Source organism: Desulfovibrio simplex (assembly GCF_055387835.1).
On the sequence record NZ_AP042377.1, the window covers coordinates 3,156,898 to 3,170,515 of the forward strand.

The 13,618-nt window shown below is 61.6% G+C and carries 11 protein-coding genes; 3 read left to right on the forward strand and 8 right to left on the reverse strand.

From position 1 onward, the window contains the following. Window positions 1-6: 6 nt before the first annotated feature. The 3 genes from ACZ5DH_RS12850 to mutY all read right to left on the reverse strand — a co-directional run bounded on the left by ACZ5DH_RS12850 (window position 7) and on the right by mutY (window position 5,117). On the reverse strand, window positions 7-1,371 hold the full coding sequence (locus ACZ5DH_RS12850; RefSeq protein ID WP_464254647.1) for an HlyD family type I secretion periplasmic adaptor subunit: 1,365 nt from the start codon (window positions 1,369-1,371) through the stop codon (window positions 7-9). After that, window positions 1,368-3,710, reverse strand: coding sequence for a type I secretion system permease/ATPase (locus ACZ5DH_RS12855; RefSeq protein WP_464254648.1), 2,343 nt, complete (start codon window positions 3,708-3,710; stop codon window positions 1,368-1,370). Before ACZ5DH_RS12855 ends, ACZ5DH_RS12850 begins: the two co-directional genes overlap by 4 nt. A gap of 102 nt (window positions 3,711-3,812) precedes the next feature. After that, window positions 3,813-5,117: an A/G-specific adenine glycosylase gene (mutY, locus tag ACZ5DH_RS12860; RefSeq protein ID WP_464254649.1), complete on the reverse strand. Its 1,305-nt coding sequence runs from the start codon at window positions 5,115-5,117 to the stop codon at window positions 3,813-3,815. A gap of 118 nt (window positions 5,118-5,235) precedes the next feature. Here mutY and ACZ5DH_RS12865 point away from each other — a divergent pair, with 118 nt between their 5' ends. The 3 genes from ACZ5DH_RS12865 (at window position 5,236) to ACZ5DH_RS12875 (ending at window position 7,380) form a co-directional block, all read left to right on the forward strand. Next, the gene (locus ACZ5DH_RS12865; protein ID WP_464254650.1) at window positions 5,236-5,745 is read left to right on the forward strand and encodes a peptidylprolyl isomerase; all 510 of its coding nucleotides are present in this window, start codon (window positions 5,236-5,238) and stop codon (window positions 5,743-5,745) included. A 255-nt stretch (window positions 5,746-6,000) separates the two neighbouring features. Then, the gene (locus ACZ5DH_RS12870) at window positions 6,001-6,480 is read left to right on the forward strand and encodes a DinB family protein (RefSeq protein ID WP_464254651.1); all 480 of its coding nucleotides are present in this window, start codon (window positions 6,001-6,003) and stop codon (window positions 6,478-6,480) included. Between the two features lie 384 nt (window positions 6,481-6,864). Beyond that, window positions 6,865-7,380 carry a YceI family protein gene (locus ACZ5DH_RS12875; RefSeq protein WP_464254652.1) on the forward strand — a complete coding sequence of 172 codons (516 nt, stop codon included), beginning with the start codon at window positions 6,865-6,867 and terminating at the stop codon, window positions 7,378-7,380. 181 nt (window positions 7,381-7,561) lie between these two features. Here the strand turns inward: ACZ5DH_RS12875 and ACZ5DH_RS12880 are convergent, their stop codons facing one another. From ACZ5DH_RS12880 to ACZ5DH_RS12900, 5 genes are all read right to left on the reverse strand, one after another. Beyond that, on the reverse strand, window positions 7,562-8,032 hold the full coding sequence (locus ACZ5DH_RS12880) for a hypothetical protein (RefSeq protein WP_464254653.1): 471 nt from the start codon (window positions 8,030-8,032) through the stop codon (window positions 7,562-7,564). Window positions 8,033-8,059: 27 nt separating this feature from the next. After that, window positions 8,060-8,872, reverse strand: coding sequence for a DUF4198 domain-containing protein (locus tag ACZ5DH_RS12885; protein WP_464254654.1), 813 nt, complete (start codon window positions 8,870-8,872; stop codon window positions 8,060-8,062). 299 nt (window positions 8,873-9,171) lie between these two features. After that, a complete protein-coding gene (locus tag ACZ5DH_RS12890) occupies window positions 9,172-9,795 on the reverse strand; it encodes a class II aldolase/adducin family protein (RefSeq protein WP_464254655.1) in 624 nt (207 codons plus the stop codon). 189 nt (window positions 9,796-9,984) lie between these two features. Further along, window positions 9,985-11,031 (reverse strand): thiamine-phosphate kinase, encoded by a 1,047-nt coding sequence (gene thiL / locus ACZ5DH_RS12895; protein WP_464254656.1) that lies wholly within the window; start codon window positions 11,029-11,031, stop codon window positions 9,985-9,987. 1 nt (window position 11,032) lies between these two features. Continuing rightward, on the reverse strand, window positions 11,033-13,387 hold the full coding sequence (locus tag ACZ5DH_RS12900) for an ATP-dependent helicase (protein ID WP_464254657.1): 2,355 nt from the start codon (window positions 13,385-13,387) through the stop codon (window positions 11,033-11,035). Window positions 13,388-13,618 lie beyond the last annotated feature (231 nt).

Here is a 13,618-nt window from a genome sequence, read left to right on the forward strand (position 1 = left end):
CGCGATCTATCGTTCTCTCATGGCGTTTTGTTGTGCCTTGAGCAGGGGTTTGAGCAGGTAGTCCAATACGGTTTTTTTGCCGGAAACGATTTCTACTCCAGCCACCATGCCGGGTATGATGGGCAGGTGTTCATTGCGGTAGACAATTTCATTCTTCTTGGTGCGCAGTTTGACGAGGTAGAAAAACTCGCTCTTTTTGTCTTCGATGGTGTCTGCGCTGATCTGTTCAACCACGGCCTCAAGGCCGCCATAGATGGAAAAATCATAGGCCGATATCTTGACCATGGCCCGCTGGTCCGCATGAATGAAAGCGATGTCGGCCGGGCGGATGCGCGCCTCAACCAGAAGCGTGTCATCCAGGGGCACGATTTCCATGATGGGCTCGCCAGAGCGCACCACGCCGCCCAGCGTGTTGATGATGACCCTTTTAACCGTTCCACGCACCGGGGAGCGCAGTTCGGTGCGGGTAACACGGTCGCCTCCGGCCGAGAGCATGGCCTGAAGCGATGTCAGTTCTGTGCGCCGCTTGTTGATTTCGGCGGTGATTTCAGAGTCGTATTCGGCCTTGTGCAGGTTCAGCTTGCGCTCGACCTCAAGGGCGGCCTCCTCGGCCTTGCCCAAGGATGCCGAAACAGCTTCCAGGTCGCCGCGCAGGGTCACAACGCGCTGCTCAAGGTCGAGGTAGTCCACCCTGGGATATAGTTTGCGCGCCTCCAGCGGCTTGGCCAGGTCGCGGCGTTCCTCGGCCAGGGCAAGGTTGTGCTCAAGCTGGTTTTTACGGCCGCGCTGCTCGTCCACATCCTTGAGGCGCTGCCGGTGCTGCGAGGTCAGCATGGCCATTTCTGAAAGAAAGCGTTCGCGGCGGCTGTGGTACATCTCTTCCTGGTCGGCCACGACCTGCGGGGCCGAAGTTCGCAAGTCCACGTCAAATACCGGAGATACAGCATTTTTTTCCGCTTCAAGGCGCACGAGGGCCACGCGGTTTTCCAGCGCCTTGGTCAGGGCATCAGTGTACTGGCTGGCCGCGCCAAGGTTGTCCAGCCGCGCAAGCGGCTGGTCTTTTTCAACCACCCGCCCCTCGCGCACCAGGACTTCGCGCAGAATGCCGCCCTCAAGGTTCTGGATGACCTGGGTGCCGCTGGCGGCCACCACCTGCCCCTGGCCGCGCGTGACCTCGTCGATGGAGGCCCAGGCCGCCCAGATGACAAGAATGCACAGCAGTACCGCAGTGCCCAGGGAGAGAAAAACGGCCTCCACCCGGCCCTTGCGTTGCAGGGCCGCGTCCACCTTGTTCATGTAGGGCAGGTGCTCTTCTTCGTGCAATGAGGAGAGGCCGAACAACCGCCTCCAAAAGTTCACTAGGGCGCTCATGCTGCACCTCTCATGCCGCTTTCGGGCGCGCCTCCGGCACGCGCGAGGGCTGGCGTTGGCGCGAGTTTGACGGTGGTTGCCGTTGTCTCGTTTGCGGTCTGCCCATCGGGCATATTTCCGTCCTGCCGCTCACTGGGCAACGGGCCGGCAGCCTGGCGCTTTTGCGACGTCTGGCTGTTTATGGCTTCAAGCACTTCGTCGCGCGGGCCGTCGGCCACCACACGCCCGTTGTCGATAATGATGAGCCGGTTCACGAGAGCCAGCAGGCTGGCCCTGTGCGTGATGAGAACGAGGGTCTTGTTTTCGGCCAGCTTTGCAAGGCGGGTGCGCAGCAGGCTTTCGGTGGCCTTGTCCATATTGCTTGTGGGCTCGTCAAGGATGAGCACTTCGGGGTCGTGCAAAAGGGAGCGGGCCAGGGCAACGGACTGACGCTGCCCGCCGGAAATGGCAAGTCCCTGCTCACCCACGGGCGCGCCCAGGCCGCCGGGCAGTGCGCGGATAAAGTCCGTGGCTCCGGCCTGGTACGCGGCCCGCAGCACCCGCTGATCCTCGATGCCGGGGTCGTCCAGCGCGATGTTGTCGCGTATGGAGCCGTAGAAAAGGGTTACGTCCTGGGGCAGATAGCCCATGCGGCCCCGCAGGTTGGCGGCGTCCATCTGTCGCAGGTCAACGCCGCCGAAGCGCACGGCCCCGTCCTGAGGCGTGTAGAGCCCCGTCATGAGCCTGCCAATGGTGGATTTGCCCGAACCCATGCGGCCGATGATGGCCACCTTTTCGTGGGGCCGGATGGTAAAGCTCACGTCTGACAGCGAGTTGTGCTTTGCCCCCGGATAACTGAAGCTCACGTGTTCGAACGTGAAGGCGGGCTGCAGCAGGCCAAAGTCCGTCTTGTCGGTCTCGGCCGGATCTTCGGTGGGCAGTTCCATGATGGTATTCAGCGCGGCGAGGGCCATGCGCGACTGGTGCAGGCGTGAGATCATGCCCGCCAGCTGCATGAGCGGGGCCATGGCACGGCCTGCCAGAATATTGCAGGCAATGAGGCCGCCCATGGTCATTGAGTTGTCCATGATGCGGTATACGCCCCATACGATGACCCCCACGGACACAAGCTGGCTGAGCCCGCTCGACACGCTGAGGGTCAGGGTGGCATAGCGGCGGGCCATGCGCGACGTTTCCGCCGAGGCATCACAGACCTGTTCCCACAGGTTGAGCAGGCGGCTTTCGGCCCGGCTGGTTTTGACAGCTTCAAGCCCGTGCACGATTTCAACCAGCAGGGCGTGTTTTTGCATGTTCAGCAAATAGTTGGAGGCTGCATGCCGCCGCGCGCCCAGTTGCAGCAGAAGGCCCAGGCCCACCATGAGGGGTACGGCCGCCAGGGGCACGCTCACAATGGGGCCGCCGATAAGAAATATGAGGCCGAGAAAGATGATGAGAAAGGGCAGGTCGGCCAGAACCACCAGACTGCCGGAACTGAAGAAATCCCGTAACGATTCGAATCCGCTGAGGTTGTTTACCAGCGCGCCCGTGGAGTCGGGCTTTGCGTCCATGCGCAGATTGAGCACCTTTTCCATAAGCTTGCTGGACAGCACCACATCGGCATTGCGCCCGGCCAGATCCACAAAATAGCCGCGCACATTGCGCAGGATGAAGTCGACCATATAGGCCAGCAGCACGCCCGAGGCCAGTACCCACAAGGTTTCCTCGGCCTGGTTGGGCACAACGCGGTCATAGACGTTCATGGCAAAGAGCGAGCCCGCCACGCCCAGAAGATTGATGATGACAGTGGCAATGATCACATGCTTGTACAGCGGCATGTAATGGCCGATGACGTCCCAGAACCAGCGTCTGGTGACGGGCAGGGCGATGCGGGCGCGGGCGTCCAGCTTGCCCCTGAGGCTGCCGAAAACAGCGTAGCCAGTGTACTGGGACTCCAGTTCCTGGCGGTTCACGCTCTTGGGGTGGTCGCCTTCCTCGGGAAAAATGACTTCAGCCGTGTCTGCCCCGGCATCCTGCTTGAGCAGAACGCAGCTCAGATCGTTTTTAAGCAGCAGAATGCAGGGGAGCACAAGGGAGGAGATACTGTTGAGATTTTTGCGGCGCACTATGCGCGCTTCGAGTCCGTAGCGTTTGGCAGAACGCAGACAGGCCGAGGGCGAATCTGAACTTGGCCCGCCGCGTATGCCGCTGAGCAACAGGGGGAGAGACACCGGCTTGCCCAGAAGGCGCAGCAGCGTGCGCAACGAATGGGCGAAGGACGGCGTATGGTCCGCGCTTTCGGGTATGCTGTCTGACACGGCCTTGAGGTCCATATCAGGCGCAAAATCTAGCTCTTGCCTCATGCCTGCCTTTTGCAGGACATCCTCTTCTCTCTATTCAATAATAAGAAACATTATATAGAAAAGGCAAGAGGAAATACGTTATTTTCTAAGTATTGGCCAATATCAGAAAAGCCTGCCCTGTTTTTCCCGCTGTGGCGCGCGCGGCAGCGGCTCTTCGCCGGACGGGCCAAAAAGGCTGTCCGCAAGCTTGCGGTGCGCTGCGGGCATGGCCAGGGCCTCCAGTTCATCAGGGGTTGCCCAGCGGTATTGGGTGGCGGCGGTGAGTTGCGGCGGCGCGGGGCAGGCGTCGCCATGCGGCGGTATTGGCGCGTTTGCGCCGCTGTTCGCCAGTTCAAGACCAAAGCAGTGCAGGGTAAGCCGATAAGTCGTGTAGCCGTGGCGTATGACGCCATATCTGGCGGCCACCCGCACCGCAAATCCCGTTTCTTCCATAAATTCACGCACGGTGGCCTGCTCCGGGCTTTCATCAGGCTCGACCCTGCCGCCGGGAAATTCCCACAGGTTTCCCCATACGCCGGAAGGCGGACGTTTTTGCACGAAAATGCGCTTTCCTATGCGAAGCACTCCCGTGACAGCGCGGACCGGCGTGATGACCGCGCGCTTTCCCGGCACGGGCCGCTGGTCCTGTATGCCCAGATGACGGCTGACGCAGAAGCGGGCCAGAGGGCAGAGTTCGCAGCGAGGTTTTTTGCGGCAGATGAGAGCCCCCAGTTCCATCATGGCCTGGTTGTGCTCGCGGGATTTGCCTTCGGGCACAAGGCGCAGGGCCCATCGGTGGATTATGCCCGCGGCCGGGTCCTGCTTCACGGGGCTGTCCACATCAAAAATGCGCGAGATGACGCGCTCCACATTGGCGTCCACGCAAGGGAGCTTTTCGCCAAAGGCTATGCTGGCAATGGCCCCGGCCGTGTACGGCCCCACGCCCGGCAGGGCGCGGATGGAGGCAAGGTCGGAGGGAAAAACGCCCCCGTGTTCCGCCATGATCTTGCGGGCGGCAGCCAGAATATGGCGGCTGCGTGAATAGTAGCCAAGGCCCTCCCACAGGCGGAGCACGTCCTCCTCATGGGCGGCGGCCAGAGTGGCGATGTCCGGGAAGCGCCGCATCCAGCGCAGAAAATAGCTGACGCCCCGTTCCATCTGCGTCTGTTGCAGCATGACTTCTGAAATCCAGACTTCATAGGGCGTGTAGCTGGCGCGCCACGGCAGGTCGCGCTGATGGACGGCAAACCAGTCGAGTAGCGCCTGCCGCAGGGCGGGAAGATGCCTGTCCGGCGGCTGGTGTGTGACTGTTTCAGCCCCGGATGCGGGAGGGCAGGCGGGCTCAAGACCGGGCAAAAGGCTGGCGGCCGGTTCGGCGCCTTTGGCTGCGGACACGGTGACGGATGCTTTTTTATTTTTTGTGGGCATGCAAGTAATCTATACCCGGCGGCAGGCATTGTCATCTTTCGGGCCATACTCTATATTCCGGCTCAGGGCGCGCTTTTCGTTCACGCAGGCGCGTGCCATCACCACTAAAGGAGCTGTCATGGCTGATAATCCCACGGTTTTGCTGGAAACCACGTCCGGCGACATTTTGATTGAGCTCTTCCCCGACAAGGCCCCGAAAACCGTTGCCAACTTTTTGCAATATGTGGATGAGGGTTTTTACACCAACACCATCTTCCACCGCGTTATTCCCGGCTTCATGATTCAGGGCGGCGGCCTTGGCGCGCGTATGGACGAAAAAGCCACCCGCGAACCTGTGGCCAATGAGGCCGATAACGGCGTGAAGAACGAGCGCGGCACCATCGCCATGGCCCGCACCCGCGACCCGCACAGCGCCACGGCCCAGTTTTTCATCAACCTGGTGGATAATGACTTTCTCAATCACAGCTCCCCCACCCTTGACGGCTGGGGCTATTGCGCCTTTGGCCGTGTGACCGAAGGTCTGGATGTGGTTGACAAGATCGCCAAGGTGAAAACCAAGAGCATGGGCATGCACGAAAACGTGCCCGTGGACATGGTGCTGATCACCAACGCCAGCCGTTTCGAGTAACATCCGTACCGCCGCCACACGCTGACGGCGCTGACGCCATATGCTGACGGCACGTTCCGGCAGCCGGCTGATGCATGTTCAGGCCCCCGCTTTGCACAAGGCGGGGGCTTTGGTTATGGTGGAGGCAGGCGGAGTGTCCGGCGTGGGCGTGCAATGCCCCGCGCATGAAAAACAGATGAAAAAAGCCTGCACTACCATTGCGCCTGGCCTTCAGCCCCACACGTTACGGCGGCAACGCCCTAAAAGGAGAAACGCATGTCACGAGACATTATCAATGCCATTCAGGCCCCGTATCGCCATTCCTGGAGCCTTCTGACACAGTTCATCGACGTCTGCCCCGACAAGATATGGAAGGAAACGCGCGGCGGCTGGCCCGTGTGGCAGCAGATTGCCCATGCCCTTGCCGTGCTGAATTTTTTCACTCTTGGTGAAAACGACGCTCCTGCGTCCGCCCCCTGCGACATGGCTACCCTCATGCTCAAGGTTCAGGGTCCCTGCGTCATCGACAAGGACGCCATGCGGGAGTATGCCGAAACTGTGCGGATCGGCGTGGACGCCTGGCTGGACGGCCTTTCGGACAAGGGCCTTACCCGGATTCACACGGTGCTGAGCAAAAAGATCGGGCGCGACGTGGCCTATGGCGCGGCGGTGGCCATGCTGGCCAGCCACACCTGCTACCATATCGGTTCCTGTGACGCCGCGCTGCGGGACAACGGACTGCCTGGCGTATTTTAGCCTCTAACTAAGGCAACGCTATTTTACATTGAAATACTCTGTGGGGGAGGGCCCTTTTTGCAAAAGGGTCTCCTCCCCCACGCCCCCACCCCCTAAAACCTTTATTGCGTGTTGTGTAAGACAAGGTTTTTTGAACTGACGCGGGGCTTCCAGGGAGAGCTTCTCATGGGCCTCCACCATCTCGCATTTGAAGACCCCGCTACGCAGTTTACCCTCGCGGACAGTTGCGCGTATGCCTTGGCGGCAAGCGCATGCCCGCGCATCCGCCAGCGCATTGCAGCCTGCAAGCGCTCCGCACATGCCCGGTTCGGGTGGCCAGAGTTTTTGCCCCGCGGAAAAACTGTGCACTGTGTGCAGAGGCGGCAAAAAAACAAGGAGAATACCATGACCACATGGAAGAATGATCCGGCCCATTCCCGCCTTGGCTTTGTAGTCAGGCACCTCACCATAACCGAAATAACCGGCAGGTTTGCCGAATTCACGGTCACTGCCGAGATCGGCAGGGACGACCTCTCCGACGCGAAATTCAGCATGGCCGCCCAGGCGGCCAGCATTGATACAGACGTGGCTGCGCGCGACGAACATCTGCGCAGCGGCGATTTCTTTGAGGCGTCGGTGCACCCCGTAATCACCTTCGAGAGCAGCAAGGTATGGCTTGAGGGCGCGGGCGAGGGCAAGATCAGCGGCACGTTGACCATACGTGGCGTGGCAAAGGACGTGACCTTCAACTTCCGCAGCAGCGAAGTGGTGACCAACCCCATGACAAATAAGCCCACACGCAGCTTCAAGGTGTGGGGCGACATAAAAAGAAAGGATTTTGGCGTGGGCGTGAACGAACCCGCCGCCATGGTGGGAGAAATTGTACACGTCTCCGCCGATGCGGAGTGCTCGCCCGCGTAGCGTAAATCCAGGGAAAACGGCTCTGGCCCGGTAACGCGGCGCAATATGCGGGTCTGCATCCTTGAGGATACAGGCCCGCAAAAATGCTCCGAACACTGGGCAGAGCGCCGCACGGCGTCTGTAAATAAAGGAGGCCCGCCCATGATGGACGGGCCTCCTGGCCGTGTTGCCAACCTTGGCTTTACGCCTTGCGGCGTTGACGCCACAGCACGGACATTGTTCCCAGATTCAGCAGCAGACTGACGCCCAGCAAGGCCCGCAGGGGTGTGGCAAAACGTCCCCATGCGTCAGCGGCGGCGTCTGCCGTGGGAGCGGCGCCGCCGTTTTCGGCCACGGTAGTCTCGTGCGCTACCTTGTGGCCCATGTTGTCGGCCATGATCACACGCCATTGGCCCGGGGCATTGGGCACAAAGGCGAAGCGTCCCTGGGCGTCGGTGCGGCCATTCTGGAATTCCGTGCCCGCATCGGCCGGGCCGTATACTTCCACATTCGCGTAGGCAGGCACTTCGCCCGTGGAATAGGCAAACTGCATGACAACGGCCCGCCCCTGATGAATTTCGGCGGCGCGCAGGGCGTGACCGGCGGCGTGCCGCGCGTTTGCCAGCACAAGGCAGGCGCAGAGTAGAAACAGGCTGAAAACCTTTGTGAACACGGCAACTCTCATAATCATGCTGTCGTGTTATCGAACCGGGAAAACGTAGGTGGCCCGCAGGTGGTGCGCGTCGGCGTCCGTGCCCGGCGTTTTTTCAACGGTGGCGGTGCGGACCATCCAGAGCGCGGGTTTGTCCACTGCAAGGGCGGCTTTTCCCTGCGCGTCGGTGGTGGCCGTAACCTTGTAGGCGTCTTCTTCCTTGCTGAAGCCGTCGTGGGTCAGGCCCACGGCAGCGCCCGGCAGGGGTTTGCCGCGCAGCAACACCTGCACGTTCATGACGCCGCCAGGCTTGACGGTCGCGGGATTGTCCAGCAGGACGATTTCCAGCATCTGGTTTTGCGGAGTTTTGTACAGCGTGTCGCTGGCGGCGGGGTTGAGCAGGGCTTTGGCAAACTTTTCATACTTGCCCACAGAGCGGACTTTTTTGCCCTGCGCTTCAAGCTGGGCGCGGTTGCCCTCAAGCACGCCCTCCGTGGTTTCGCTCCATATCTGGGGCAGGCGGTGGCCCACCAGCAGGGCCGGGGCTGTGTCCGCCAGAAGAATGTCGCCCACAAGGGCGGCAAGCGAAGCGTCTTCGGTCAGGGTCACAGGAGTGGGCTTGCCCTTTTGCACAAGTTGCAGGTTCACGCTTTCGGGCTTTTCCGCTTCTTCGCTGATCATGAAAACATGCGAAGCCTGGGCCTGCACGCGGGTCTTCTGCCCGGCGGCCGGGGTGGCCGTGTCAGGCTTGAGGATGAACTCGTGCGCCGTTGCGGGCAGGGCCGCGCCCAGCAGGGCCGTGAGGGCCAGGCCGCCGAGGATGGGTTTTGCCTTATGGCCGAGCTGCTGCAAAAGGTTCATGCCAGACTCCTTGGTAAGATGCTGCAATGGAAATTGTGTTACGAATTTTTTAAAAATGCTACACAAGGGCAGGGTGTTTGGCAAGCAAAAAAACACGATTTTATTAATCGTGTTACTACGAGGTTCATTTGGGATCGCTTGGGCGGTTGCGTGAACGGATGCGCGCCGTGGCGGCCGTCTTGCCTCCTGTGGGAACGCCATTCGCACCGCGCACTTGCCCCAAGGGCAGCAAAAAAGGCCCGATCGCGGGCCGTTACCTCTTTTGGCGTGAAGTGGGGGGGTAGAAAGGCGAAAGCAGATCAGCGCATGATCAAAAGCTGGATGGCGGCCAGATGCTCCAGCTCTTCGGTCAGGCAAAGCGCTTCGGCCAGGGTCGCGCCCGTGCTGCACAGGCCGTGCCCGGCCATCCACACCGCCGGACGGTCGAGGCTTGCCCTGGCCACCGCCTCTGCCAGTTCCGTTGTTCCGGGCGGCAGCGCAGGGGCGAAGCCCAGGCGGGCGCGCCACACGTCCGCCTCAAAGAGCGGGAGGCGCAAAAAATCTTCCAGACCCTTGTGTTCCATTTCAAGACGCAGACTCAGGGCCAGCAGGCGGCGCGGGTGCGTGTGCAGAATTGCCCCGCATTGGGGCTTTGCGCGGTAAATGGCCAGGTGCATGCCGGATTCCGTTGACGCCGGGCCGCCGTACAGCGGGGCCGCGTTCTCGATCTCCACAAGGCAGCAGTTCTGCGGGGCAAGGCGCCCCTTGGCGGCCCCTGTACAGGTCAGGCACGCGACGCTCTGGTACGGGGCTGGCAGGCGACGACTGGCGTTGCCGTTGCAGCCGGAGAGCAGGCCCTGCGTCCATGCATCCCGACAGACGCCGCGCATTTCTTCCACGTACGGGACTATGACTTCCTGTGCCGACTGAAAATCCTTGTGCATGCGTGTTCCTGCCAGGCAAAGACTCTTGTCTGTTTTTAAAAAAGTTGTGGAGTATGCAGCGCACCGTAACATAGTGTTGATTCTGACGAAAAGCGTATTTTCAGGCAGGATGGCACCTTTGAAATGCTTGCTATTTCAAAGGTGATCTGATCTGGACCGCGTTTTTTGTGCGTCGCAGGCCGAACCGGCTCAGGACTCAAAGTGGTCAAACCCGCCGCCAAGACTGTCCAGCGGCGCGTTGTTGCACACAATGCCGCCGCCGGATGTGACCACGCCAATGCTGTACAGGCCGGGAATGGCCGCGTGCAGGGGGGGCAGCATGTCGGGCGCGCAGGTGCCGAGCAGGGCGTAGTCCTCACCGCCGAGCAGGGCTTCATGCACAGGGTTTTTGCCCGTGGCCGCTGCGTAGCGCAGTATTTCGGGGTGCAGCCGGCCCTGCGGCAGCACGATTTCCGCGCCGAGGCCCGTGCATTTTTCCGGGCAGACGGCGCTGAGTTCTCCTGTGAGGCCCAGCAGGCGCGGCAGGTCGCGCATGATGCCGTCCGAAAGGTCCATGAGGGCCGGGGGCCGCGCGTTGTATCCCGCGCGCGCCAGCATCAGGCCCGCGTCCACTTGCGGCGCGGGCCGCAGGTGGGCCGCGCAGGCGGCGGGCCAGGCTTCAAGGGCCTGACGGCCTTGCGCTTCCAACTGGGCCAGGCCCACGCGGGCCAGGCCCAGAGGGCCGACCACAAAAAGCACGTCTCCGGGCATGCTGCCGCCCCGCACCAGAAAATGGCCGGGGTCCGCCGTCTCGCCCCAGACGGTTATGGAAATGTGCAGGCTTTTGCTGCGCGAAAGGTCGCCTCCGGCCAGCGCCATGCGGTGCTGGCCGGCCACCTCGGCCATGCCGCTGAAGAATCTGTTGAGCCATTCCATATCCGCCCATGCGGGCAGGCCAAGGCAGAGCGTGAAGCCAAGGGGCCGCGCGCCGCAGCCCGCCAGATCGCTGACATTGACGGCAAGGGCCTTGTAGCCCGTGTCTTCGGGCGAAAAATAGGAGCGGCGAAAATGGATGTCTTCCAAAAAAAGGTCGCTGCTGACGCAAAGGGGCCGTTCGGCCTTGAGCACGGCGCAGTCGTCACCCCTGCCCAGCAGCAATGAGGAGTGGGTCTGGGGAAAATATCCGGCCAGGCAGGCCAGTATACGGTCTTCCGAAAGTGGCGCGGCGGAGCCGCCGGACAATGGGGGCGGAACCATATCAATTCTCCATGAGCAGGTATTCGCTCAGAATGACCTTGAGGCCGAAGCCGGGAAAGTTCACCTGCACCTTCTCGGGCGACAAATGCTTGATAATCTTGCCGCGCCCGAAGATGCGGTGGCGGCAGTAGCAGAGTTCCCCCTGTGGGGCGGCTGCGTCGCCCGTGGCCGCCATGCCGGAACTGCCGGTCGCGCGGTTTTCGCTCACGGCCGGGTTCTCCTGATGGGGCGCAAGACCGCGCGGCCGTGCGAAGTTCAGGCCGGGCGCGGTATTTTCCTGTTCCGGGGGCAACTGGCAATCGTCAAAGGCGGCGTAATCGCGGCCAGCCTGCGGGGATGTCTGCGGGGACGTCTGCGAATGTGCTTGCGACTGACCCAGGGGGCGGGCCAGCGCTCGGGGCTGATACATGTCCACGCCGCCGAAGCTCCCCGGCGTGCGGCGTGAAAGGCCGCCGCCAAAACCCTCCACCCATTCCTCCACAAGGCCGGGGGCCAGTTCGCGCACAAAGGGGCTCTGATTTACGTGCTGGCTGCCGCGTTCGGCCCTGTTATACAGGGAGGCCGGGGCATAGAGATCCAGATTCTGGCGGGCGCGGGTGCAGGCCACGTACATGAGACGACGCTCTTCTTCAAAGTCTTCGGGTCGGGCCAGGGCGTGACGCGAGGGAAAGCGGTCTTCGACGAGGTCGATGATGCACACGGCGTTCCACTCAAGCCCTTTGGCCGAATGCACGGTGGAAAGCGTGATCTTGCCCTCGGCGTCGTTTTCGTCCTCTTCGGGCGACTCCAGCGCCAGATCGGCCAGAAAAAGATCCAGGTGCACGTAGCCCGAAGCCATCTGTATGATTTCTTCAAGACCCTGCTGACGGCGGGGCCAGTCTTCGGGGTACAGGGTTTCCAGCCGGGGGCGGTAGTGCTCCAGTATGGCCGCCAGCGTGGACGAGGGCGCCATGGGACGCGCGCGCAGATCGTTGATGAAGCGCATGTCTTCCAGAAAGCCAACGTGTTTGCCAAAGGCCTTTTCCGTAGCGGCCGCGTCGCCGCTGCGGGCCACGGCGTAGAGTTTTTCAACGGTTTTGGGGCCGATGCCGCTGTGCTGGGCGGCCACGCGGGCAAAGGCGGGCAGATCCAGCGGGTTGAGCAGCAGGCGGGCGTAGGCCATGACGTCCTTGACGTGGGCGGCCTCGGTATAGCGCAGGCCGCCGTACTTGCGAAAGCCGATGCCAGCCTGGTTGAGCGCCATTTCAAGGTTGTAGGAGTGGAAGCCCGCGCGGAAGAGCACGGCGATTTCGTGGGGCAAATGCTCGCGCAGCAGTTCCTCCACGCGGCGCACCACAAGCTTGGCCTGGCTGGCGTCGCTCAGGGGCGTGACCAGGCGTACCGGCTCGCCGCCCTCCTTTCTGGTGAACAGGTTTTTATGAAAGGACTCCGCCGCATGGGCCAAGAGGCTGTTGGCCACATCCAGCACGGGCTTGGTTGACCTGTAGTTTTCCTCCAGCCGTACGACCTTGGCGCCCGGAAAAAATTTGGGGAAATCCAGAATGTTGCGAACATTCGCTCCCCGGAAGGCGTAGATGGACTGGGCTTCGTCGCCCACGGCCATGACATTGCCTGGGGGGCCGTCTTCCGGACCGGCCAGCAGACGTACGATGCGCGCCTGCACGAGGTTGGTGTCCTGGTATTCGTCCACAAGAATGTGGCTGAAGCGCTGGCGCAGGCTGGCGGCGGCCATGTCATTGGTGCGCAGCAGGTCTTCAAGCTCAAAAAGCAGGTCGTCATAATCCATGAGGCCTTTTTCGCGCCTGTAGGCGTTGTAGGCCTCGCCCAGGCGGGTCAGGCTTTCGGCATGGGGCAGCAGGTGAAAGGCCTCGCGTCTGAGCACTTCGTCCAGCGGCAGTTCCTTGTTGCGCGCCTTGCTGAGCAGGCCCACCACGGTCTGGGTTTTGGGAAAGGACTTGTCGCCCTTGCCCAGCTTGAGATCGTCCTTGCAATGCTTGACCGCTGCCGTGATGTCCGCGGCGTCCATAACCGTAAAGGGGCGGTCGGCCAGCCACGCGGGTTTCCAACGGCGCAGCACGCTGAAAGAAAAGGCGTGAAAGGTGCCGCCCTGCACGCCGGAGAGCCCCTGGTTCAGCAACAGGCCCGCGCGGTGCAGCATTTCCTGGGCGGCCTTGCGGGTAAAGGTAAGCAGCAGCATGGCGTCGGGCGAGATGCCGTTTTCGGCCAGCCAGGCCAGACGGTACACAATGGTGCGGGTTTTGCCGCTGCCCGCGCCAGCCACCACCAGCACGGGACCGTCGCCGCTGGTGGCTGCCTGGTATTGGGCTTCGTTGAGCGCTTGAGCGTAGTCGATCATGACGCGACCCTAGCACAAGGCTTTTCGGCCCGCCAGAGCGTCGTACGGTCAGTGACTTGTGGCGGAGTAACTTGACTTTGCCCACAGCCGGGCTGACTAGAGAATTTAACACTTGAAATGCTCGTGTACGGCAGGCAAAAGTCTGCCTACGCGCATTTCGTGACAAGGATTTTCCTGAAAATCCTTGCAGAGCAGTTAATTCATTTCATTCGTAAACTGCTCTATCCGCCA

What these genes read in the sequence shown, in the direction of transcription:
- ACZ5DH_RS12850 (WP_464254647.1), bottom strand. Translation starts at nt 1,371, where the DNA reads ATGAGCGCCCTAGTGAACTTTTGGAGGCGGTTGTTCGGCCTCTCCTCA.
- ACZ5DH_RS12855 (WP_464254648.1), bottom strand. Translation starts at nt 3,710, where the DNA reads ATGAGGCAAGAGCTAGATTTTGCGCCTGATATGGACCTCAAGGCCGTG.
- mutY (WP_464254649.1), bottom strand. Translation starts at nt 5,117, where the DNA reads ATGCCCACAAAAAATAAAAAAGCATCCGTCACCGTGTCCGCAGCCAAA.
- ACZ5DH_RS12865 (WP_464254650.1), top strand. Translation starts at nt 5,236, where the DNA reads ATGGCTGATAATCCCACGGTTTTGCTGGAAACCACGTCCGGCGACATT.
- ACZ5DH_RS12870 (WP_464254651.1), top strand. Translation starts at nt 6,001, where the DNA reads ATGTCACGAGACATTATCAATGCCATTCAGGCCCCGTATCGCCATTCC.
- ACZ5DH_RS12875 (WP_464254652.1), top strand. Translation starts at nt 6,865, where the DNA reads ATGACCACATGGAAGAATGATCCGGCCCATTCCCGCCTTGGCTTTGTA.
- ACZ5DH_RS12885 (WP_464254654.1), bottom strand. Translation starts at nt 8,872, where the DNA reads ATGAACCTTTTGCAGCAGCTCGGCCATAAGGCAAAACCCATCCTCGGC.
- ACZ5DH_RS12890 (WP_464254655.1), bottom strand. Translation starts at nt 9,795, where the DNA reads ATGCACAAGGATTTTCAGTCGGCACAGGAAGTCATAGTCCCGTACGTG.
- thiL (WP_464254656.1), bottom strand. Translation starts at nt 11,031, where the DNA reads ATGGTTCCGCCCCCATTGTCCGGCGGCTCCGCCGCGCCACTTTCGGAA.
- ACZ5DH_RS12900 (WP_464254657.1), bottom strand. Translation starts at nt 13,387, where the DNA reads ATGATCGACTACGCTCAAGCGCTCAACGAAGCCCAATACCAGGCAGCC.